This window comes from Lysinibacillus capsici, from assembly GCF_003367505.1.
Taxonomy (GTDB): Bacteria; Bacillota; Bacilli; order Bacillales_A; family Planococcaceae; genus Lysinibacillus; species Lysinibacillus capsici.
This window is the reverse complement of sequence record NZ_PXXX01000023.1, coordinates 18,665-41,430: the sequence shown is the minus strand read 5'-3', so window position 1 is coordinate 41,430 and position 22,766 is coordinate 18,665. Positions and strand designations below refer to the sequence as shown.

Below are 22,766 nucleotides of genomic sequence, written 5' to 3'. Positions count from 1 at the left end.
TTCTCCCTGTGGACCCGTTGTCCCCGTTACTCCAGCTACTCCCTGAGGTCCTATTTCTCCCTGCGGACCTGGTGCTCCCGTTACTCCTGCTACTCCTTGAGGGCCTATTTCTCCCTGCGGACCTGGTGCTCCCGTTATTCCTGTTACTCCTTGGGGACCCATTTCTCCCTGTGGACCCGCTACTCCTGCTACTCCTTGAGGTCCTGGTGCTCCTGGGGGACCTTGTGCTCCTGTAGCACCAGTAGCTCCTGTTGCTCCTTTTACACCGATTGGATCCTCAATACCATAAACATATGGGTAGCCATTACACCCAAATTCATTACATTTATATTTCATTGGATAATTACATTTTGCATCACATTTAAAATTATCAAAATTACGATTGTAACTAAACCTCAATGCGACTTCACCTCCTGTCCCTTTTTATCATATTCAAAAGTCTACTTATTGAGATAATTAATGTACCTAGAATATTAGAATGAATTAACTATGTATCTTAAAATAAAAAGAACATTAGGCCATGTAGAACCCAATGCTCAATAATATGTTTCAACATTATCCATTTGTCTTTGCCATTTCTCAGTAAGCTGCAAATTTAGGGAGTTTCTGCTGGATATACCATTCCATCACGATTAAATTTGGCACCCAACATAGCCAAGCGATAGAGGCATAACTATACTCAAAATTATCAAAGCCAAATACTACCGTAAACAAAGGGAGCCAAATTCGCAATGTGACAGCTGCGAAGGTTAAAGCATAATTTCTTAGCATCCATTTCTGATGGCCTTGGATATTTCTTTTTTTAATATGGACCAGCGCTTGAAACATGGTGAAGAGCCACCCTATGGCTAATAAAGCAAAGCCTAGCTGTGCTACCCATCCCCCTGTTGCGTTCAGCGCTAAATAAAGTCCTGCCAAGCCACCAAACAAAATACTAACCATATAGATATTGCCTAGTAGTCTATGGCGTTTCACATTTTTCTCTCGTAACTTTGATGACAACGTAAAAGGACCGATGACGAGGGCTAATATACCGAATACAATATGTATATAGAGCATGATATACCAAAATGAATGCAATGTTGCACTAAGCATAAGCTTTAATTGAACAAATCCCGCCTGCCGTGCATCGAATAGTAAATATTGAACAACCGAATAGCCTGCTATGAACAATGCCAAGCCACATACAATCCACCACAATTTTTGTTTCATTTTTATAGCTCCTTTCTATGTTAGCGTACCATTCAAATCTCCGATCTTTTAACACAGACAAATAACAGGGCGTAAAAAGCATATAAGTGGACGTTTATCGACAGTACAACGAATTGACCATTAGATAGTGCAGGTTAATAGACAGCCAAAACGCTCCACTCCAGGGTATTTTTCTCCTAAACTTGTAATGTGAAAGCCGAGATTTTTATAAAAGAGGACGGCTTCTTGATCTGTTTCTGCATAAATGGAAGAAAAAGCATGATGTTCTTCTACATACCGAATCATCTCACGTCCAATGCCTTTTCCACGATAAGCAGGCGATACGGCTATATGTATAATTTCACATTGATTTGCCTCTCTTTTAACAATCCCTATACAACCGATAGTGTCTTGTGCAAAGGTATAGCCATACAATACTCTTTCTGGACATGCAATGTACAATGAGTATTCCTTCTCCACTTTCTTTTCGGATGTGGCATAGGATAATAATGTTTTCACATCGGGATGTATCTTGCTTGAATGGATCATTTTCATGGACTTCTACCTTTCTGGACATCATCTCAACTTACTAATAATACCTTTAAATTACTATAATTGTAAATAAAGCATTCGTATTATCACTAAATATTTCCATAATATACTAAAATATTTTCTTTTATGTTATGATGGCTAAAAAAATGGGGAGGGTGTACCTTGCTGGCTAAAGGCTATAAATTTAGTTTACCCCGCTTTTATTGGTTACTTTTCATCCCTATCTTTTTGGGGACGAGTTACAAAGCATTATTTTTTGATTGGCACATACAAAAATATACTTTTCATGAGTTAGAAGATTTCGGTCGTTATGTAATGATACTAGCAACAAGCTTTATTGAGGCCTTTTTCTATCTACTTATATTTCGATTGATTGTCTATTTGCTTCATCTCGTTTTTCAAAAGTTTACTAGGAACAATAGCTAATGAGCTGAAGAAAGAAGCGTGTTTGCTCCATTGAAAGAATCCTTTGGTATGCTGATAGAATGATTTTTTTAGGGCAGTGTTCAACAAATTTTCCAGAATAACGATGTATGATTTTTCCATTACTATTCAATTTGCGACAAAAAAGGGTAGCCAGCTACTCAGCAAACCCTTTTTCTTTTCCCACCTCAATTAGTATTCATGCTAGGATTATGTGGATTCCATGAAATAATTTTCGCCTCGTCTACGTTGACATTGCCTAAGCTGAAGAGATGCGGAACATACGCAAAAAGCCCAAAGTTCTTCCCTTTTTCTTTCTCCGTTTGGAAATAGTCTACTGTTGCTGATGGTAGCTGTTCTAGTTCTCTATAATCAGGTAACGACAGTAGTTTTATATCCTCTGCAGCAATTGCCCCTGCTGGCCCTTTATAGTGTTCCTTGGAATACAGGTACATCGCATTACGATTAACCGCTAGTTTTTGGATTGGAATTTGATAAAACATTAGGCTTTCTCTCGTTGCAATACCAAGCTCTGTTAAAGCCTTATATAGATGACTAGGATGGATTGGTAGGAAATGAACAACATCATTCCACAAGCAATTTAAGTGAGGAATTTCTTTCATGAATAATTTCGGTCTCTCAGGATGATCAAAATATTTTTTCGAATATCGTTCATATAAATGTGGAAATAATGCCCCTAACCTATTTAATGGCATAAGCTCAAGACCCACCATTTCCCTTGGAACCATATGATAAACATATCTCTGCATGACAAGCACCTCCACCTAACTAATTCTTCGAACATTTGGAAATTCCTGTTACAATCATTGTATAAATAGAAAGTAGGTGCACAATGGAATTATTAGTTATCATTCTTATTTTTGCCGGGATTTTTGCTATATATGATTCGATTAGACGAGTTAACAATTCTATTTTGGAGCAAACGGAGGAACTAAAGAAATTACGAGAAGAGCTGAAAGGTAAGAATAAAAATTAGAGGGGCTAATACTTTTGCTTTGGATAATCAATTGAATTAGCAATATCAATCAGGACTTCAGCCGTTACTTGATCTGCCACATCTCGATCAATACTAAAGACATATTGCCAATTGTCTCTTTCAAATACAAGTAGATGAAAACCAATTCGTGGATTTTCAATATAGGCTGCCTCACTGCCATTTTTCAACTTAAATACATCTGTTTTATATTTTTCAAATGACATTTTATGCTGAACTGGTCGAACCTTGATTTTGAAATGATTTTGTGGCAATTGATCACTGATCATTACCACCTCCAGCTGATCATTCATTTCTCCTTCTAAATCACTAAACCTTCCAAAGTGATGCGTAAAGCTGATTGGCGGTACTCGTAGGGGTAGCTTCAGCTCTTTATTATAGTGGTGTTCGAACTCTTTTACGGCTATTTCTACTGTTTTATAGCCGATTTCAGGAAGAAATTCTTCAAGAGGTTGTGGCGAATCTCTGTCCTTTGCAAAAACCAAATTAAAAGTGGAAACATACGTAAATAAAGCTAGTCCAATAAGAATACGCTTAGTCACATTTTACCGCTCCTCTAACCTATTTAGGTATAGGTTAACCTACAGAATCAGAATTATGCTGACACATAACACTAACATGGCGTAGTCTTATCGTTAAAAATGGACGTAAAGTAGCGAAGTGTCGGTACTACGTTATTCGCGTGAAGCATCTTTTCAAGCTCTAGCTTTGTGACCCATTGAACTGCTGTCACTTCCTCCTCCTGAAGTTTGGTGTCACTAATTTCAAAGCTTTGCTCAAATAACCAAACGTCATAAAAATCATTGAAACAATCACGTCGTTCACTCTTTACTAATTGTCCATTAGTCTTCAATAATGATATCCCTATTTCCTCTTCCACCTCACGAATAGCCCCGTCCAAACTGCTTTCACCCGTTACTATAGAGACTCCTGGACATTCCCATAAATGAGGATAATGTTTATTGGGATGTCTTCTTGTTAAAAGGAATTCTCCCTTGTTATTGCGAATCCATACGTGCACAACGATATGGTAATCTTCAGCTGCTAATGCTGTCCCACGTACATGACGCTTATTTGTTTTTTGGCGATTTTTATCATAGAGATCCCAGACTTCCATTGAGCACCTCATTTCTGAATTTGAACAAGCACATACTGCTTCGTCCACATTTCCGTTGTCACAATAGAACGTTCCCCATTTTTTTCGAAAAATAACCCGCTCCCCTCTTTTTCAAGAAATGCCCATCCTTCATTAGCCATCATTTGCTGAATGTCCTCGTCCACCTTCTGTATGCCCCTAGCTGAAATGGCTGCGAGGTACCAAGTTGCCTTCTTATCATTGGAGAGCGCCACTAAATCAAGGGGGGATGCATTTAATTTTTGTATAGCTTCCTTTGGTGTAAGGGAATCGATTGGCAAAGAAGGATATAATAATTTATTGCTATCAATAAAGACCCCACTTACTACGAAAAGAGCTACTATTAGTAAACCTATTTTTTTCAAGGTTCACCCTCCTCCTTGTCTGGTTAAGAATCGGCTGCTAAAATTTATCTGTAAAATAGAGCTTCTATTTTGAAGCGGTCATACTTTATTTTTTTCATTGCTCTTCAAGCTTTTAATAATGAAGAAAAGTTATAGAAAGCATTTAAAACATCTTCTCCTAAAGGATCAGCAAATGCATGATTTTCCAATGGGAAGATTCCTTCATTCTCTAACTGCTCCAAATATTTCTTGAAGCCTTGATCTATAGCCTCCATATACCCCTTAAGAGAAAATTGATAATTAAATATTCTTTCGATAGGATAATGACTTTTATGTTCAATTAATATGTATTCACCATCGCTGGAAAAAATATAGTAATCATAGTTTCCGTGACAATCTATTTTTACTTCATTTGTATTACCTTGATAAAAACTGGTGAGCGTGGAGAAAAATCGTGGGATGGCTATAAAGGCTAAACCAGATCTAAAACTAAATAGTTGTTCATCATTTGACACATCAAATTGAATATCACCACCCTCTAAATTAATTTTAATCGTACACATATACTTATTTTTCAAAAATATACCTCCTCTATAAACCTATACATTTCATATTTTACCTTATTAAGTAAATAAACTATAGAAGATGTTATCATTCTGTTTATAAAGATTTAATAGGAGGTGATAAATTTGATCATTAGAAAGGCAACTATAAAGATGCGAAAGGTATTGGAAAAGTACATGTTGATAGTTGGTGAACAACCTATAAGCATATAGTGCCAGCAAAATATTAAAGTAAATTATCCTACGAACAAGAACGCAATTATGGACGTAACAAATTGCCGACAAAACGTAGTATGTACTAGTAGCTGAAAATGAATTAGACGACATTATTGGCTTCACATCTGCAAGTAAAAGAGATTCAAACCCTCCCCCATTCCAATTATGTAGAAATGCTCTATCTTTTAGAAAACTATCACGGAAAAGGGATAGGAAAACAATTGTTGAAGGAAATCTTTCATTGCTTTTATCAAAAGAACTACCAAACTATATTTGTCGAAGTCTTAGCTATAGAATAAAACACGTTATTTTTATGAACATTATGGGGCAAAGCTTAGAAATTACAATTGGTGGAAAAGTGTTGAAAGAGTTAGTGTAAGAATGAAAAGATAACGAAGAAGCTATTGAAAAGCTAATGTAATAAAATTGATTTTTATCGTCAAATCAGGAAATTGTTTTCGAAGATCCCTTATAACGAAGATCATATTCAATTTCAATGAATCTTATATCATTTTTAATCAAGCTAAAGATCTTCATGTCTCCTATGCTTTTTAGTTTCATCATACTGCATTTTTTAGAAGAACCGTACTCAGAAGTTTAGAACTGTTCCAATAACAAGTAAAAATGGTAAAAGAGAATGGCTAGGTAAACGTACAACAAGCCTAGCTCTTTACGCATAAAGTAGCCATATATGACTGAAAGGATGTCCTGTGTGGGGAAAGAACATAAATATTTTCAAAAATTCAAGTTTACGTCAAATCCAAATTGTCATTGTCGCTGTTGTTGTCCTTGTTGTCGTTGTAAATGTAAGCCGCCATTTTTACCCATACCACCAAGTTGTCATTATCTCGTCTATGTGACAGATGCTGGGCAGCTCGCAACGCCTGATAATAGAGTTTCTGTGATCGATACCGCAACAAACACAATCGTCGCTACCATTCCAGTAGGATCTGCTCCGCTAGAAGTAGCGATTACACCTAATGGCGCTTTTGGCTATGTTCCAGCGCTCTTCTCGGATAATGTAACGGTTTTTAGTACTGCCACAAACTTGCCAATCGCTACCATTCCTGTAGGCATTGACCCCCTTGGTGTCGCCATTTCACCAAATGGAACACTTGCTTATGTATCCAATCACGGATCGAACACTATATCGGTCATTAATACAGCCACCAATACCGTAACAGCCACTATTCCAGTAGGGCTACAACCTCAAGGTATTGCCTTTACGCCAAACAGCGCGTTTGCTTATGTTGCCAACGAGAATTCCAATTCAGTATCTGTTATCAATACTGCAACCAATACGGTGATTGCTACAATCCCTGTGGGAATTCGTCCTAGATCCATTGTTTTGACTCCAAGCGGGCAATTTGCTTATGTGACAAATGAAAATAGCAATTCGGTATCGGTTATTAATACCACTACCAATACAGTAGTGGCTACCATTCCTGTTGGTACAGGACCTGTAGGAACAGCGATTACCCCTGATGGAACGCTTGTTTACATTGTGAATAAAGGCAATAATACCGTATCTGTCATCAATACAGCCACCAATACGGTGATTGCAACTATTCCTGTAGGTGCATCTCCAGACCAAGTAACCATCTTGCCAGATGGTACTTTTGCCTATGTAACAAATCAAGTAGACAATACGGTGTCTGTCATCGACATAGCAACAAACATGGTAATTGCCACAATCCCAGGATTTAACGGGCCGACTGGGATCAAAACTGGAACAATCTGTCTATAATTACACCAAAAAAAGCAACCGACTACTTCCACCCCATCTTAGAAAATGGGCTGTTTTTTGTCGGTTGCCTGCATTCTTTATAAAGTTAATTATGGCTACAGTTAGCTTAGTCTTGAATCGCTGCGTCTAAAGCGACCACGATCATGTCATTGAATGTTGTTTGACGTTCTTCAGCTGTCGTTACTTCACCAGTGATGATATGGTCACTTACTGTTAGAACAGCAAGTGCTTTACGGCCGAATTTTGCCGCTAATGTGTAAAGAGCTGCTGATTCCATTTCTACCGCTAGTACGCCGTATTGAGCTAATTTTTCGTTTTGGTGTTCATCTGAGTAGAATAAATCCGCTGTGAAGATATTCCCTACTTGTAAGTTAAGACCCGCATCTTTACCTGCATTGTATGCTTTTAATAAAAGATCAAAGTCAGCGATTGGAGCGAAATCGATAGCACCACCCCAAATAATTTGGTTCATACGTGTATCAGATGTTGCTCCTTGTGCTAAAATCACGTCACGTACTTTTACATCTTTTTGAATTGCACCACAAGTACCTACACGGATTAATTTTTGAACATCATATTCTTGCATTAATTCTGTTGCGTAGATTGAAATAGATGGCACACCCATACCAGTTCCTTGTACAGAAATACGTTTCCCTTTATACGTGCCAGTGTATCCGAACATATTACGTACTTCGTTGTAGCAAATTACATCTTCTAAAAATGTTTCCGCAATGTATTTTGCACGTAATGGATCTCCTGGAAGTAAAATTGTGTCAGCGATTTCACCTTTTTTTGCATTAATATGAATACTCATACTGCAATCCCTCTTTTCTGTCAGTTATCACTATAAATAATACTGTGTTTCTGTCATTTACGCAATGCTAGACGTCTAGCAACTACAAAATTATTTATAGTTTTCGTACAATTATGCTTGTTCCTCATAAAGTGTCCACAAAGTATCAAAGGTCTGGATTGTTAGGTTTTCCGTTGCATAGGTTTCTATATAGTCGGACAACTCATTAAAGTCTGTGCTCTGCTTTGGAAAATTATGCTCATGAAACACTTCCTCTGCAAAGCGTACTTTAGGGTCAGACCAATCGCCACCTCGATAGGTTAGGACATATAAATAAAAACTTTTCTTCATCGAACAAATTCCCCTTTTTATGCATTGGCTTTTCGCTAGTGTATCAAAAAAAATAGCATTCGTCATAAATTCCACTACTACTATATTTTACCCACTTATGATTTTAGAACTATTTTCATGGTCGATACTGACTTTTGTCATAGTTATTTTATCTGAAAAATTTTAATTTTTAGAAATAAAGATAGAAAAATCTAGCAAAATAAGATAAAATTGAAATCGATTATTTAAAAAATAGGAAGGTGATGGCGATGAAAAAGACTAAAAAAACCCATGGTACAGCGAAAAAACGCCCGTCTCTCTTTACTTTTAGCTTTTTTAAGAAGAGGAAAGCTTCTACACAAGGGGAAACTGGGAAAAATCCCCCTCCTATTAAAGAAAAACGACAACGTTTTTACCATTTAATTCGGGGTAAAGTGCTTATTATGTTTGCACTTCTTATTGTAATTAACGGTATTATGGGTATATTGTCCTATGTCAATATACAAAACTTGCAGCACCAAATGGAAGATTTCACAAAGAAAAATGTGCAGGAGCAACTAACGGTGAATCAACTTGCCTATGAGATTGCTAGACTGACCAATTTAGAGCAATCTTATTTAATTACGGGTAACGGCATTTATTCTACTTCTTATCATTTAAAAATAGATACCATTAATAAAAAGCTAGCCGCTTTGAAAGATCAATTTCAAGATCGCCAAGTGGAACTCGGTCATATGCAGGCAATCGAGCAATATTATAAAAATTACCTTGATTATTCAGATAAAGTCATGACAATGCGTGATGAGCTCGGTCTTGAGCAGGCTCGTAAACTGATGATGGGTGCTACTGGGGAAACAATGAAAACACATATCGATCAAAACATTGAGACCATTAATACTGTCATGGACGATTCCAATAAAACAAAATTAGACAAGCTTAACCAGCAGGTAAATATTTCTATCACTACATTCTTTCTCGTTTCAATCGTTGGCTTTTTAGCGATTGTAATTTTTGGCTTTATGCTATTTAAATCATTAAAACGTAATACACAGGCGATTAATGACTCTATCCTTGATATTGCGCAAGCAGGAGGCGATTTGACAAGACGTGTAAATGTGCGTAATCGTGATGAATTTTCGATTATTGCAGCCTCGACAAATACGTTAATTGAGTCGATTTCTAACTTAATTCGACGCGTAAGTGAGTTGGCGGATCATGTATCAAGCAGCAGTCAGGAGCTAATGTCCTTAGCAGATGAAAATGCGCGTACAATTCAGGATATTGCGGATGCGACAGCAGATATTGCGAGTGATAGTGACAATACGATTTCCAGTATGAATAGTGCGCAGCAAAAAATGAGCGACTTAGAGCATTCAATGCATCAATTAAATGAGCAAGCGAGTGCTGTCCATCGTGCCTCTATCGCCATGCAGCAAGCAGCCGATGAAGGTAGCCGCTCTGTGGAGCAATCATCACTCGTCATGCAATCCATTGAAGAAACAATGGCTTCTACAACATCTACTGTAGAGGCGTTAGGTCGTAAGTCTGCGGATATTACCTCTATTATTGGTACGATCACGGCCATTTCTGAGCAAACGAATCTCCTCGCTTTAAATGCGGCGATTGAAGCGGCAAGGGCTGGTGAGCATGGACGAGGCTTTGCTGTCGTAGCCGATGAGGTTCGCAAACTGGCAGAGCAATCCCAAAGTGCAGCGAAAGAGGTCACATCGATTGTCACATCCATCCAAGATGAGGTCACATCCATCATTGCTCAAAATCACGAGGGTGTGACAACGGTCATCCGAGGCGTTGAAGTAACAAACGAAACAAATCAATCCTTAGCCAACATTTTATCGCATACCGAAGAAACAACGTCAATCATCGCGGCCATGGTAGATAAAATTGCGACAACGCTTGAAAATAGCAATGCGGTGGCAAGTGACTTCATTCATGTCAATGCCTACGCAGAACAATCCGCGGCCAACACTGTGACATCTGCGGCAGCAGCCACACAAGGCTCCGCCTCCATGCAGGAAATCAACGCTGCAGCCACTGAGCTTGCCCAACAAGCAGATAGCCTACGCAACCTCGTGAGCGAGTTTAAAGTTTAAGCGAACTGAAAGAGAGAGGGAGAACCAATTTTTTATTGGTTCTCCCTTAACTTTACGGGGCTATCCCTCACTTTGAGCATGCTATCCGCTACTTTTTCAGGTTTATCCTCCACTTTCAGATTTCTATCCAATTATTTGAGGGCTATCCCCCTAATTTGTGTGGCTATCCCTCACTTTCAGCAATCTATCCGCTACTTTTTCAGGTTTATCCTCCACTTTTAGATTTCTATCCAATTATTTGAGAGCTATCCCCCTAATTTGCGGGGCTATCCCTCACTTTGAGCAATCTATCCGCTACTTTTTCAGGTTTATCCTCCACTTTTAGATTTCTATCCTTCTAATCTGCTGTTTCTCCTGACCATAAAAAAACCTAGCAAGGAGCTACCTTGCTAGGTTTTTACTATTTAAATAGTGCTAGGTATTCGCCATAGCCTTCTTTTTCTAAATCTTCTTTTGCGATAAATCGAAGCGCTGCTGAGTTAATGCAGTAGCGTAAGCCACCTTGCTCACTTGGGCCGTCTGGGAAGACATGTCCTAGATGCGAATCCGCTTCTTTGCTGCGTACCTCCACACGACGCATACCGTGAGATGTATCAAAATGCTCGGTTACCTGTTCTTTTTCAATCGGCTTTGTGAAGGCTGGCCAGCCACAGCCTGAGTTGTATTTATCGAGTGAGCTGAATAAAGGCTTGCCAGACACAATGTCTACGTAGATGCCTTCTGCAAAATGGTCATCAAACTCATTACGGAATGGTGGCTCTGTGCCATTTTCCTGTGTGACATAGTATTGCATCTCTGTTAGTTCTTTTAAACGTTGTTCCTTATTCATGTTTGTTCCCCCAGTGTTGCTCCTGAAACGCTCGACGACCTGATCCAATCGAATAGCGCTCATAGTGCATTGGATTTTTCTTATAATACTGTTGATGATAATCCTCAGCCGGATAAAACGTAGTGGCTGGTAAAATTTTTACCATAATTGGTTTATCAAACTTGCCAGACGCTTGTAAATCTGACTTTGAACGTTCAGCTAGCTCACGCTGTTCTTCGTTATGATAAAAAATGGCCGTTGTGTAGGATTCTCCACGGTCGTAAAATTGACCCCCTGCATCTGTTGGGTCAATTAAAGTCCAATAAATCGCAAGTAGCTGCTCGTAGCTATATAACTCATCATCAAATGTGATTTGTACAGCTTCCACATGCCCTGTTGTTTCCGAGCAAACCTGTTCATAGGTAGGATTTACAACATGTCCACCTGTATAGCCTGAGATTACGGAATCAATCCCAGGTGTTTCGTCAAAGGGCTTGACCATACACCAAAAACAGCCTCCCGCAAATGTTGCATATTGCTTTGTCATTTATTTCACTCCTTATTCACCAGGAACAATAATTTCCAATAAGATTTTATCCTTTGGTAAGTCCAACTCTTTAGCACGTACACGTGAACCAGAGGCAATGTTAATGCGCGATAAATCAATATATATTTCTGCTTTATTCGGATTCACGGTAATCCATGAGGGAAATTCCACCGAATCGCGCATGATTTTCATTGTCGTTTCTGGTGGAATGTTTAATAACCCTACATTCATGCCTGTCTGTTTTAAAATAATATTCCCCTTGTCATCCACAATAGGATCAAAATTCATGGAAATGGGGATTTCCGTATAGAATACCGTCAGTGTGCTACGTAGTTGAATATCATCCCCAATTGTGAAATCAAGTGGTAAAGGTGAGCCTTTCGCTGCATCCTTTAGGTATTTTTTTGAGATCGATTCTAATTCCTTTGTTGTGGTTTGCACCACGAGTACATTTCCTTTGCTTTCACTTTCACCTGCTGAACTCTTCGCAACATGGACGCCATCCACTGGTCTAGTTGCTAAAAAAACGACGAGGAGGATTCCAAAAAGCACTGTGCCCGCTAAGGCGAAAAACGCGACTTTCCATTTATTCATTTTGTCACTCCTCGAAGCCTATTGCCTTGTTAATCTTTTTTTCCATACCACACTGCTCCATTGCTGCTAGTATACGCTCTGTCATTTTTTCATACCCCTTTGCATTCGGGTGGAAAAAGTCTGTATGATAGACGAGCTCTTCATTTGAATCAAACAAATCTTCTACTGATACGTAACAAGCATTGGAATCCTTGCTGGCTACTTCCTCTATCACATTATTCCATTCTGTGATAATCGTATCAAATTCATTCGCCTCATTGGTTACAATCGAAAACGGATTGTAAAAACCAATGAGTAATAAGGGCACTGTCGGATTTTTAGCACGAATGCCTTCTACGATTTTGCTGTAACGTTCCTTGTATGCCAGTAATTCCTTATCAAAAGCATCACGTTTCAGGTTAAATAAATCCTGCCTGACGACCTTCATGACATCATTGCCACCCATTGTTAAGGAAATTAGCTGTGCTTCTTGCAGCTCCTCATCATAATGCCCTTTTTTCACTAATTTTAGTAGCTGATCGCTGCGTCTGCCACGTTTGCCCCGATTATCAACCTCTACATCCGAAATCGAAGGCCATGCGAGCAATGAATCTGCTAATCTTCCAACATAACCGTCTTGACTATACTCATCACCGACACCATCTGTCAACGAATCTCCCAGTGCCAAGTAATGTAGTTGCTTTGCTTGTTCTTCATCAATTTGCGATAAATCCTCTGCTGATGGCTCAAAAAAATGTTCAAAAATTTGCGTCAACATATTCTTAGATGTTTTTTCCTCATCTTCTGTTTGTTGCTCATCCTGCGGTATATCTTGCTCCGTTCCTGCTTGCTCACCTTCAGGTTCTGCTTGCGGATTCGGTTCATCGATTGATATTGCACAACCACTTAGTACAAAGACGGTCAAACATGACAATATAAATCGCCAAATGTCCATTTGACCACCTTCCATCCCTTTCTATTACTTCTATTATAGAATAGTTCATGCCGCAATGAAAAGTGACTTCCCCTTAGTTCTCCATAATTTTGTGTGCTTGCCAAATTTCCTCAGGTGTATGTATGGAAAAATGTGTGTTTATACAGTGTGCCTTTATGCAGAAGGGATGATAATTAGTAGGATGTCTGATTTATTTTTGGTGGCAACGTGATCACTGTTTGATTGAAGCTACTGTTCAACACGATTACTATTTAAAGCCGCTCACGCTCATAGTTAGTCGAAAACTGATCACAGCTAAACAAAAACTGCTCATCCTGCTAGGTGATCCACGCATAATAAAAAAGCCACTACATTTACTTATGTAGTAGCTCCTTCCAGTTATTCTGCAAAATAAATAAAACCAATTGCTCCTGGACCTGTGTGTGTCGAGATGATTGGAGATGTAAAGGCAATTTCAACATCGTTAAAGCCAGTTTCTTCGATCAGCGCTTTTAATGGGTTGCCCATCGTTACTAGGCCATCTGCATGGGAAATGCCGACTGCCTTAACTGTTTTTCCAGCTGTATCTGCTTGGAATTGTTTAAATAAAAAATTAACTACTTGTTTATGACTACGTACCTTTGACACAGGATTGTATACGCCACCTTCAAGGTTGGCAATGACTTTGATGTTTAGGAGGGAACCGATAAAGCCTGTGCCTTTACCAATTCGACCGCCTTTGATTAAGTTTTCGAGCGTGTCTACAATAACGTATAAATGTGTATTGTCTCGTACCTTTTCTAAACGTGCTACGATGTCCTCCACAGTGGCGCCTTCATCTCGCATGCGGATGGCCTCTCGTAGTTGGATAGCTAAACCAATCGCGATAAAGCGTGAGTCAATGACTGTCACATCGGCATCTGTCATTTGAGCTGCTTGACGAGCTGATTCTACTGTGCCACTCATACCACCAGTCATATGGATGGAGATAATTTGATCGCCATCTTTACCGAGCTCATCATATAATTCCTTAAATTTACCTGGTGCTGGTTGTGAACTTTTCGGTAAATTTTTTGCATTTTTCATTAAGCCTAAAAAAGATTGTGGCTCTAAGTCCACTCCATCTGTATATGTTTGACCATCAATTTGAATCGTTAAAGGCACGATATGTATGCCATGTTGTGCTACTTCTTCTTTTGTTAAATCACAAGTTGAGTCCGTTACTATATGAATTCGTCTCACTTCGACACATCCTTTTACTTCATTAAAATTTATTATATAGACTAATGAATCATTATGTAAACATGACATTTGTCATTAGGCAAAGCTCTGTCCTAGCTAGCATGTAAACGCTACCTTGGATACTATAGCGTTTTCACCTACCTCTTGTCTATCAATGCCCCTCAAAGAATATGACAGGCTTATGACATTTTTGATATGAACTATATGACAAATGTAAATGTTCATCTATAAATTATTGGGGTATAGTAAATGTATGAACGAAAGGAGTGTTTCAAATGGTTGATTCATTTGACTATAAATCATGGAGGGAAGAGCTGTGGAATGCCATAACACACGGTATTGGTTTCATTGCTAGTATTCCAGCACTGGTTGTTCTACTGTTAGCAGCCGTACAAACAGGAAATGCCCTACATATTACAACCTTCAGCATTTTCGGTGCGTCTGTCATCATTCTGTTTTTAATGTCTACATTACTACACAGTATGCCAGAAAAATATAAACACTTTTTCGCTATTTTGGACCATTCGTCCATTTATATTTTAATTGCCGGCACCTATACGCCGTTTTTATTAATTGCCGTTGGTGGTTCCCTTGGATTGACGCTACTATGTACTATTTGGTCATTGGCTGTGCTTGGTGTATTGTTTAAATGTTTCTTTATTAATCGCTTTGAAGTACTTTCATTAATTTTTTATATTGGTATGGGCTGGTTAATTATATTTGCCATTAAGCCCGTTTATCTGTATTTAGGTTTACATGGCTTTGCTTTACTGCTAGCAGGTGGGCTATTCTATACGATTGGAGCCATCTTTTATGCATGGCGCTCTCTGCCCTATAACCATGCAATCTGGCATCTCTTTGTGCTAGCTGGCTGTGCCTCCATGTATGCGTGTGTTTATTTTTATCTATAATAAAAGCAATCGCTCATTGTGAAGGGAGCGATTGCTTTTTCGTTTATTTACGTTCAAAAATTTGATATTGGAATGTATAACCTTCTGGTGCTGTTTCAGGCTCTTCTGAAGAGACTTGAACAAAATCTTGCTCATAGCTCGGGAAATAGGTGTCTCCCTGAAAGGCATGATTAATTTTTGTGATATACAAGCGATTAGCCATCTCCATCACTAAACGGAAAATTTGCTCGCCGCCAATAATCATCACCTCAGGTACATCTCCAGCTAGCGCTAAAGCACCTTCCAAGCTAGTCACAATTTCAATGCCTTCTGCCTGATAGTTTTCGTCACGAGTAATGACGATGTTGCGTCGCCCTGGAAGTGGTCGACCGATGGATTCAAATGTTTTACGTCCCATAATCATAGGCTTGCCCATTGTTTTTTGTTTAAAATACTGCAGATCCCCAGGTAAATGCCAAGGCATCCCATTGTTATATCCGATGACGTGATTGTCATCATGTGCCACAATTAAAGAAATCATACTGTCCCTCCAAATACTTTCGTCCCTTTTATTATAAACATAATGCGCTTATTTCACCTATTTTTAAATAAATAAACATTTGTTACACCTAAATCCTAGTAAAATTATATGAATAGTTTATAATAGGAATAACAAACCTCTCAATAAAGGAATGATGAAGATGATAACTTTAAGAAAAGAAGCTGTTCAATATCTAGAAGCTCAGCGTACTGGTACACCTTATTACAAAGTTTCACCGCAGGAAGCGAGAGCCATGCGGACGGTTACACAATGGCAATCTGCACACAAACCGAAGCTAGCATCCATTGAGGATCACAAAATTACAGTGCGAGATGGCGAACAAATTACAGTTCGGCTTTATACGCCCGTTCTCGGTAAAACATTACCTGTTATTGTTTATTATCATGGTGGAGGCTGGGTCTATGGCAATCTAGAATCTGTCGATGCAGGCTGCCAGTTATTAGCAGACCAGGCACAGGCGATTGTGGTATCAGTGGATTACCGCTTAGCACCTGAATATCCTTTCCCAACACCCTTACATGATGCCTACGATAGCTTAGTATGGGTGCACGATCATATGGAAGCCTTAGGTGGCGATGCAAGTCGATTATCAGTTGCTGGGGACAGTGCTGGCGGAAATTTGGCTACTGTAGTTGCATACTTAGCTACTGCACTCGAGGGACCATCGTTACACGCTCAAACACTCATCTATCCTGTCACAAATGTCGATTTTTCAACAGTATCTTATTTGGCATATGGTGAAGATTACGGCTTAGATACACAAGCCATGCAGTGGTTCTCTCATCACTATACAGAGGAAGCAAACTTCACAAATCCACTTGTGTCCCCACTTCAGCTAGAGGAAGTCCGTAACATGCCGAAAACATTCATTATAGCTGCAGAGGCAGATGTTCTCTTTGATGAGGGTCTAAGCTATGCACAAAAGTTAAAGGCTGCTGGTGTGGTAGTGAAACATATTACAATGCCAGGTTTAATCCATAGTTATTTCAGTAAAATGAATTATTTTGAAGAAGCAACGATTGAAACCGTGACAAAAATTGCGCAATTCCTGAAATAAGTTTGGCTATCCCGCGCAAACAGTGCGATAATAGAGCAAAACGTTTTTTAAAGGATGACACTATGACACAAACAATAGCTCTACAAATACAACAGCCCTTTTCTGATCAATTAAAAAAAGGCTTCCCACTTATTTCAAAAGATGCGGTTGATGCACGACGTTTACCTGCTGAGCAAGGAACACTCCTCAGACTCATGGATCATCATAACCGTTTTATTGGAACAGGTTACTACGGCATCCAAAACAAAGGGATTGGCTGGGTGCTAACGACCGATGCGAATGAAACAATTGATAAAACTTTTTTTATAAAAAAATTCAAAAAAGCCATCGACAATCGTGCTGCATTTTTTAGCAATGAAAACACAACAGCCTTTCGTGTGTTTAATGGTGAAGGAGATGGCATAGGCGGTCTTACGATTGATTTTTTTAACAGCTACTACATGGTAAGCTGGTATAGTGAGGGCATTTATTCATTTAAAGAAGTCGTGTATGAGGCTCTTGCTGAGACAGTAGACTACCAAGCGATTTATGAGAAAAAACGCTTTGATAGCAAAGGACAATATATCGAGCAAGATGATTTTGTAATGGGCACGCCAGGAGAATTTCCTATTATGGTGAAGGAAAATGGTATGACCTATGCGGTGCATTTAAACGATGGCGCCATGACAGGGATTTTCCTCGATCAACGTGAGGTACGATTGGCTATTCGAGAGCGTTATGCCAACAACACAGACATGCTGAATACGTTTTCCTATACAGGAGCATTTTCTGTGGCTGCCGCTCTAGGAGGAGCCATCAAGACAACGAGTGTAGATGTGGCAAAGCGTAGTTTAGCCAAAACGATTGAGCAATTTAGTGTCAATCATATTGATTATGAGGCACAGGATATAAAAGTCATGGATGTCTTCCATTATTTTAAATATGCACAGCGCCATGCTTTACAGTTTGACCTTGTCGTATTAGACCCACCTAGCTTTGCACGTACGAAGCAAATGACCTTTTCAACGGCAAAGGACTACCCTAAATTACTAAAGGACACGATTGCCATTACCGCTAAAAACGGCATCATTGTGGCTTCCACAAATAATGCCAGCTTTGGCATGAAAAAGTTCAAAGGCTTTATTGACCAAGCCTTTAAAGAGACTCGTACACGCTATAAAATTGTCGAGGAATACGGTTTACCGAAGGATTTCCGTGTACCACGTGAATACCCTGAATTTAATTATCTGAAGGTCGTGTTCATCCAGAAAATCGACTAACCAATCGAGAATCACACCAAGGTGTGATTCTTTTTATGTAAGGAAAAGTTGATTCTACCTAAGGAGGTTCGGTACCTCTACAATAAAGGTTCCAAAAGATTGAAACGTTATAAACAAACAGAGCCTTTCTATTAAAAGTAGCCTAAGAAGATGTTCTCTTCTTAGGCCACCCGATTATAGATATTTCACAAACCAATCACGGATATATTCAAGTCGATTAATTCGTAATGTAGGCTTTCCACTTCTTGAAAGTTCATGATTCGCCTCAGGGAAACGCACGAATTTTGTTTGTTTTTTACGATATTTTAAGGCGATAAACAATTGCTCTGCCTGCTCAATTGGACAACGATAGTCTTTTTCACCATGTAAAATCAATAATGGTGTCTCCACTTTGTCTACATACTTCAGTGGCGAATGATGCCATAGCTTCTCTATATCATCGAGTCCTGCTTGAATTTGCCAGTCTGTAAAGTAATAGCCGATATCACTGACACCAGCAAAGCTAATCCAGTTCGAAATGGAGCGCTGCGTCACAGCTGCTTTAAAGCGATTTGTATGGCCCACAATCCAGTTGGTCATAAAACCACCGTAGCTTCCACCAGTTACACCTAGACGATCTTGATCAATAAAATCATAGTGCTCCAGAGCGTAGTCTACCGCTGCCATTAAGTCTGCATAATCATTACCACCATAATCGCCACGTACTGCATCCACAAATTTTTGGCCATAGCCATGACTACCACGCGGATTAGTATAAAGCACTGCAAAGCCTTGTGCAGCAAGGATTTGGAATTCATTAAAGTAGGTATTGCCATACATTGCATGCGGACCACCATGGATTTCAAGAATGAGAGGATACTTCTTCCCTGCTTCATAGCCAACTGGCCTCATAATCCAGCCATTGACCTTCCAGCCTTCTGCACCTTCAAATTCGATACTCTCGGGAACAGCTAATGTTTTGGTTTTTAAAAAATCTTCATTAATGGACGTCAACTGTTCTTTGTCACCTGTTTTTAGGTTCACATAAAACAGATCGCCTGGATTGGTCGTTGTGCTAATAGCCGCAATAGCCTGATCATTTTGCGCATCAAGTGAGAAGCCATAGACATATTGATCATCATGGATAGCTGGGTAAATTTCGCCATCTACATTTCCGTAATAAATCGCCGCATTGCCGTGATCTGTGACTTGGAAGTAGAAGCTATGATTATCATTCATCCATTGCACACGTGGTGACGCTACACCTTGCAGGAAATCACCGATGACATAATCACCAACAGGCGCATCAAATTCACTTGTTACACAGTTTAGTAGTTTTTGCTCCATGTCATAAATCCAAAGCTTTGCTTGTGTGGCATTTTCAAATTCACGTTCTCCACCTACAAAAGAAAGATAGCGACTATTCGGAGACCAAGCTGTTTGGTAATATGCACCCGAACCTTCTGTTAGCTTGTGACTCTGCTTAGATTCTAACTCCAATAAATAGATATCCACATTAAATGAGAAATCTAAATCCTCCGCTTTATCCGCTAAGTACGTAAGGTATTTGCCATCTGGCGACCAAGTACCCAGATGGCAGTACTCTTTGCCTTCTGTCACTTGTTCTAGCTCTCCTGATGCCACATTGACAATGGCAATATGGGTAAACTGCTCCATATCAATAAATCCACCAGCATCCGATTTGTGTTTCATTTTCTCGATTTCTAGTGGCTTTAGTTCTTTATCCTTTTTCTTCTCATCCTCCGCTTTATCTAGGATGGTTTCATCTTTCCCTAGCACGACTGAAAAAGCAATTTTCTTGCCACATGGTGACCAGACAGGGGAGGTCGCTCCATTTTTACAATGTGTCACCTGTTTTGCCTCTCCACCTGCTTTCGAAAGAACATAAATTTGCGACTTACCTGTTCTCGTTGACAAAAATGCAATTTGACTGCCATCTGGTGACCAAACAGGGGAACTCGTTCTATCTTCACCAAATGTCCATTGCTGTGGTGTTTTGTTCTTCAAGTTTATGTAAAACAAATTCGATATATAGTCATTTTTCTTCTCGTCCATACGAGTCTCTACATAAACTACCTCTGTCCCATCTGGTGAAAGCTGTGGATCTGCTACTGATTTTAAGTGATAAAGATCTTCTGGTTGAATCCCTTGTTTCGATGTCATGTTCTTGCTCCTTTGTATTGTAATTTTCTGTGCCTTACTACAATACTTCGACACCCTAAGTAATATTCCTCTATTTAATTGAATTTTTTACTAGTTCCCAATATTCTGCTGACTTTGTTCTGCGATAAAATTTATAAAAGGGCTCATTTGGGCGAGCATGCTCCTTATAAAGGTTTATCAGGTGCAGTAAAAAATCTTCAATTTGTGTGACGTCTACCCTCTTAGCGAATAACGTGCCAGCCTGTGCCTTTGCTCCCATTGGTATTGCCCCTAAATAGACATCAAAGCTTTCTTGTTGGTAAACGAGTCCAATATCATCATAGACTGCATTGTAGCAAGCTGATGCACAGCCATTAATATTGACACGCACTCTTGCAGGTACCTTCATCCCCTCTATGGCATGATAGAGCTGTTCGGTTATCGGAGCAGCCTCCATTTTCTCCCCATCACAAAAATCGCAGGCCTTCATGGCTATGATTGAACCAGAGGGAGCAACATAAAGACCTGCTTCCTGTAAGGCTTGCACCGCTTCCGTGGCATCGCACGTTGGTATGGATACGAGTATACTATAGGAAGCAGAATATTTTATCGCCCCCTTTTCGCCAGCAATTTCGGCTATTTTTTGGAATTGTGCAGGAGTATAATGCTTATTAATAATGCCAGGGCTAACGGCTAGACGGGTAAACTCACCATGACGGTTCAGTGTTTCAAATGTTTGATCTGGTACATTTTTTTGAAATGCGTTCATTTTTATCGCTCCTTATAAAAAAGGAGCTAGCAAAAACGCTAGCTCGAATGGATTAAAAGTTTTCAGGATAGAAGCCCTTTGCTAAAATTTCAATGGCCTCTGCCGCACGAACCCCTTCAGACGCTGCTGAAAGTGGCAGGATGACAAAGCGCTCATTTTTGACCGCTTCCATCTCCTTTAAGGCTGGATCATTTTTTAAGAATTGGATCTTTTGGTCTGCCGTTGTTTCACCGTAATCAATCACGACAACTACCTCTGGGTTGCGGTCTACTGCATCTTCCTTCGACACAGTTGTCCAGCCTGATTCCACATCACCAAAGATATTTTGTCCACCCGCGATTGTCACAAGCTCATTCATAAAGTTTTGACCAGCTGTAAATACATCCTTTTCACCGCTATCAAACACAAGAACACGTAATTTTTCGCTATCTTTTGGTAATTTAGCTTGTACTGCCTCTACATCTTTCGTCATTTGCTCAATTAAAGCTTCGCCACGATCCTCAATACGGAAAATCTTCGCGATATTGCGAATATCAGTGAAAATATCCTCTATTGTTGGCTTTGTCATGTTGGAAGCCGTATGTAAATACGTATGGATGCCTAATTCTTCAAGCTCTTCTGGTGTGCCTACACCCTTTTCGCCAAAGCCACTTTTCCAGCCAGCATATAGGAAATCTGCCTCGGCATCGATGACTTGCTCCTTCGTTGGGTATTGATCGGAAAGAACAGGGACCTTATCGTATGCCTCTTGCAGTGGTTCATAGATTTTATCATCTAAGTAAGCTGTCCCTACCATAGAATCCTCTAAACCAAGTGCAAGCATAATTTCTGTCACATGTTGATTTAAGCTAATCGCTTTTGTTGGTGCTTCCGTATATGTTTGAGTTGTGTCATTATTTTCAATGGTTACTGCTGCTGCCGCCTCAGATGGCTCAACCTTTTCACCTTGTGCAGCTGATTCCGTTTTGTCCTTTGCGTTACAAGCCCCTAAAACAGCGACCAAGGCAATGATCATCATCAGCCATATACTTTTCCATTTCTTCATGTCCTTTTCTCCTTTGCTGTTAAAATATAGAAAGAAATCAGAGACTTCTTTACTACTAAGGTAGTTGGAAGGGCATAAAAAAACCCCTCTTGTCGCCAAGAGAGTAGCATAGTGAAATAACGGTATCATTACCTTCATCACTATCCCCATCCTCGTGGTTCTTAGTCAAAAAATACATACTGGCAGGTATCCTGGCTTAGGTTCATCATCTATACGCCTTCCCATAGTTTCACTACAGTGGCATGCTGTATAGACTCCCCATTTACAGTTGCGGGACAGCATCGGAATTGCACCGATTTCCCTTTTAAGCAAATGACAAATGCCATTTGCACCAATACGTTCTATAATGGTCAATACTATTGATAGACTAGCAGAAGAAAATTTATCGCGCAATCAGTAGTATGACACTAAAAGTATAATCATCATTATATTAGCACTATTTCGACATAAAGACGAACTATTTTACAAGAAATATAGAAGCTAGTATTCTGTTACAATAAAAAGATAGCATTCTATAG

Annotated in this window: 25 protein-coding genes, 1 pseudogene and 1 riboswitch; of the genes and pseudogenes, 7 read left to right on the top strand and 19 right to left on the bottom strand. The window is 39.4% G+C overall.

Going from position 1 to position 22,766, the window contains the following annotated elements:
- The 4 genes and pseudogenes from C7B89_RS19910 to C7B89_RS19890 form a co-directional block, all read right to left on the bottom strand.
- Positions 1-399 (bottom strand): annotated as a pseudogene (locus tag C7B89_RS19910) (hypothetical protein); the annotation flags it as partial.
- A 180-nt stretch (positions 400-579) separates the two neighbouring features.
- Positions 580-1,212 (bottom strand): DUF2306 domain-containing protein, encoded by a 633-nt coding sequence (locus C7B89_RS19905; RefSeq protein ID WP_048395672.1) that lies wholly within the window; start codon positions 1,210-1,212, stop codon positions 580-582.
- 120 nt (positions 1,213-1,332) lie between these two features.
- A complete protein-coding gene (locus C7B89_RS19900) occupies positions 1,333-1,746 on the bottom strand; it encodes a GNAT family N-acetyltransferase (protein WP_115674439.1) in 414 nt (137 codons plus the stop codon).
- Positions 1,747-2,354: 608 nt separating this feature from the next.
- A complete protein-coding gene (locus tag C7B89_RS19890) occupies positions 2,355-2,936 on the bottom strand; it encodes a group-specific protein (RefSeq protein ID WP_103118081.1) in 582 nt (193 codons plus the stop codon).
- An 83-nt stretch (positions 2,937-3,019) separates the two neighbouring features.
- Here C7B89_RS19890 and C7B89_RS23130 point away from each other — a divergent pair, with 83 nt between their 5' ends.
- Positions 3,020-3,163 carry a hypothetical protein gene (locus tag C7B89_RS23130; RefSeq protein ID WP_167444844.1) on the top strand — a complete coding sequence of 48 codons (144 nt, stop codon included), beginning with the start codon at positions 3,020-3,022 and terminating at the stop codon, positions 3,161-3,163.
- A gap of 5 nt (positions 3,164-3,168) precedes the next feature.
- Here the strand turns inward: C7B89_RS23130 and C7B89_RS19885 are convergent, their stop codons facing one another.
- From C7B89_RS19885 to C7B89_RS19870, 4 genes are all read right to left on the bottom strand, one after another.
- The gene (locus tag C7B89_RS19885) at positions 3,169-3,723 is read right to left on the bottom strand and encodes a hypothetical protein (protein ID WP_115674438.1); all 555 of its coding nucleotides are present in this window, start codon (positions 3,721-3,723) and stop codon (positions 3,169-3,171) included.
- Between the two features lie 71 nt (positions 3,724-3,794).
- Positions 3,795-4,298: an NUDIX hydrolase gene (locus tag C7B89_RS19880; RefSeq protein ID WP_115674437.1), complete on the bottom strand. Its 504-nt coding sequence runs from the start codon at positions 4,296-4,298 to the stop codon at positions 3,795-3,797.
- A gap of 8 nt (positions 4,299-4,306) precedes the next feature.
- Positions 4,307-4,681 (bottom strand): hypothetical protein, encoded by a 375-nt coding sequence (locus tag C7B89_RS19875; RefSeq protein WP_115674436.1) that lies wholly within the window; start codon positions 4,679-4,681, stop codon positions 4,307-4,309.
- Between the two features lie 104 nt (positions 4,682-4,785).
- Positions 4,786-5,238 (bottom strand): hypothetical protein, encoded by a 453-nt coding sequence (locus C7B89_RS19870; protein WP_115674435.1) that lies wholly within the window; start codon positions 5,236-5,238, stop codon positions 4,786-4,788.
- A 374-nt stretch (positions 5,239-5,612) separates the two neighbouring features.
- Between C7B89_RS19870 and C7B89_RS23345 the strand changes: the two genes are divergently transcribed.
- Both C7B89_RS23345 and C7B89_RS19860 read left to right on the top strand, forming a co-directional pair.
- Positions 5,613-5,738 (top strand): GNAT family N-acetyltransferase, encoded by a 126-nt coding sequence (locus tag C7B89_RS23345; protein ID WP_244205730.1) that lies wholly within the window; start codon positions 5,613-5,615, stop codon positions 5,736-5,738.
- A 413-nt stretch (positions 5,739-6,151) separates the two neighbouring features.
- Entirely contained in the window at positions 6,152-7,186 is a 1,035-nt protein-coding gene (locus C7B89_RS19860; RefSeq protein ID WP_341865308.1) for a beta-propeller fold lactonase family protein, read from the top strand.
- 106 nt (positions 7,187-7,292) lie between these two features.
- On the opposite strand, the gene deoD is transcribed toward C7B89_RS19860, so the two are convergent.
- Both deoD and C7B89_RS19850 read right to left on the bottom strand, forming a co-directional pair.
- Positions 7,293-8,000: a purine-nucleoside phosphorylase gene (gene deoD, locus C7B89_RS19855; RefSeq protein ID WP_048395686.1), complete on the bottom strand. Its 708-nt coding sequence runs from the start codon at positions 7,998-8,000 to the stop codon at positions 7,293-7,295.
- A 111-nt stretch (positions 8,001-8,111) separates the two neighbouring features.
- Complete coding sequence (locus C7B89_RS19850; protein ID WP_048395688.1) at positions 8,112-8,330, bottom strand: YozE family protein; 219 nt, start codon at positions 8,328-8,330, stop codon at positions 8,112-8,114.
- Positions 8,331-8,578: 248 nt separating this feature from the next.
- On the opposite strand from C7B89_RS19850, the gene C7B89_RS19845 reads away from it, so the two are divergent.
- Positions 8,579-10,420, top strand: a complete 1,842-nt coding sequence (locus tag C7B89_RS19845; protein ID WP_103118074.1) for a methyl-accepting chemotaxis protein — start codon at positions 8,579-8,581, stop codon at positions 10,418-10,420.
- A gap of 400 nt (positions 10,421-10,820) precedes the next feature.
- On the opposite strand, the gene msrB is transcribed toward C7B89_RS19845, so the two are convergent.
- The 5 genes from msrB to C7B89_RS19820 form a co-directional block, all read right to left on the bottom strand.
- Entirely contained in the window at positions 10,821-11,249 is a 429-nt protein-coding gene (msrB, locus tag C7B89_RS19840) for a peptide-methionine (R)-S-oxide reductase MsrB (protein WP_048395692.1), read from the bottom strand.
- On the bottom strand, positions 11,242-11,775 hold the full coding sequence (gene msrA, locus C7B89_RS19835) for a peptide-methionine (S)-S-oxide reductase MsrA (protein WP_048395693.1): 534 nt from the start codon (positions 11,773-11,775) through the stop codon (positions 11,242-11,244). The genes msrB and msrA overlap by 8 nt, the downstream gene beginning before the upstream one ends.
- A 12-nt stretch (positions 11,776-11,787) precedes the next feature.
- On the bottom strand, positions 11,788-12,369 hold the full coding sequence (locus C7B89_RS19830; RefSeq protein ID WP_115674434.1) for a YpmS family protein: 582 nt from the start codon (positions 12,367-12,369) through the stop codon (positions 11,788-11,790).
- 4 nt (positions 12,370-12,373) lie between these two features.
- Positions 12,374-13,303, bottom strand: coding sequence for a GDSL-type esterase/lipase family protein (locus C7B89_RS19825; protein ID WP_244205727.1), 930 nt, complete (start codon positions 13,301-13,303; stop codon positions 12,374-12,376).
- Positions 13,304-13,681: 378 nt separating this feature from the next.
- Entirely contained in the window at positions 13,682-14,524 is an 843-nt protein-coding gene (locus C7B89_RS19820; protein WP_036080608.1) for a DegV family protein, read from the bottom strand.
- Between the two features lie 275 nt (positions 14,525-14,799).
- Here C7B89_RS19820 and trhA point away from each other — a divergent pair, with 275 nt between their 5' ends.
- Positions 14,800-15,435 carry a PAQR family membrane homeostasis protein TrhA gene (trhA, locus tag C7B89_RS19815; protein ID WP_115674432.1) on the top strand — a complete coding sequence of 212 codons (636 nt, stop codon included), beginning with the start codon at positions 14,800-14,802 and terminating at the stop codon, positions 15,433-15,435.
- Between the two features lie 43 nt (positions 15,436-15,478).
- Here trhA and C7B89_RS19810 read toward each other — a convergent pair whose 3' ends face one another.
- Positions 15,479-15,955 carry a dihydrofolate reductase gene (locus tag C7B89_RS19810; RefSeq protein ID WP_115674431.1) on the bottom strand — a complete coding sequence of 159 codons (477 nt, stop codon included), beginning with the start codon at positions 15,953-15,955 and terminating at the stop codon, positions 15,479-15,481.
- 160 nt (positions 15,956-16,115) lie between these two features.
- Here C7B89_RS19810 and C7B89_RS19805 point away from each other — a divergent pair, with 160 nt between their 5' ends.
- Positions 16,116-17,033 (top strand): alpha/beta hydrolase, encoded by a 918-nt coding sequence (locus C7B89_RS19805; RefSeq protein WP_115674430.1) that lies wholly within the window; start codon positions 16,116-16,118, stop codon positions 17,031-17,033.
- Positions 17,034-17,095: 62 nt separating this feature from the next.
- A complete protein-coding gene (locus C7B89_RS19800) occupies positions 17,096-18,292 on the top strand; it encodes a class I SAM-dependent rRNA methyltransferase (RefSeq protein ID WP_115674429.1) in 1,197 nt (398 codons plus the stop codon).
- 174 nt (positions 18,293-18,466) lie between these two features.
- Here C7B89_RS19800 and C7B89_RS19795 read toward each other — a convergent pair whose 3' ends face one another.
- The 3 genes from C7B89_RS19795 to C7B89_RS19785 form a co-directional block, all read right to left on the bottom strand.
- Positions 18,467-20,455 (bottom strand): S9 family peptidase, encoded by a 1,989-nt coding sequence (locus tag C7B89_RS19795; protein ID WP_115674428.1) that lies wholly within the window; start codon positions 20,453-20,455, stop codon positions 18,467-18,469.
- Positions 20,456-20,525: 70 nt separating this feature from the next.
- On the bottom strand, positions 20,526-21,203 hold the full coding sequence (locus tag C7B89_RS19790; RefSeq protein WP_115674427.1) for a precorrin-3B methylase: 678 nt from the start codon (positions 21,201-21,203) through the stop codon (positions 20,526-20,528).
- Between the two features lie 52 nt (positions 21,204-21,255).
- Positions 21,256-22,248: an ABC transporter substrate-binding protein gene (locus C7B89_RS19785; RefSeq protein ID WP_066036836.1), complete on the bottom strand. Its 993-nt coding sequence runs from the start codon at positions 22,246-22,248 to the stop codon at positions 21,256-21,258.
- A 164-nt stretch (positions 22,249-22,412) separates the two neighbouring features.
- Positions 22,413-22,599, bottom strand: a riboswitch (cobalamin riboswitch).
- Positions 22,600-22,766 lie beyond the last annotated feature (167 nt).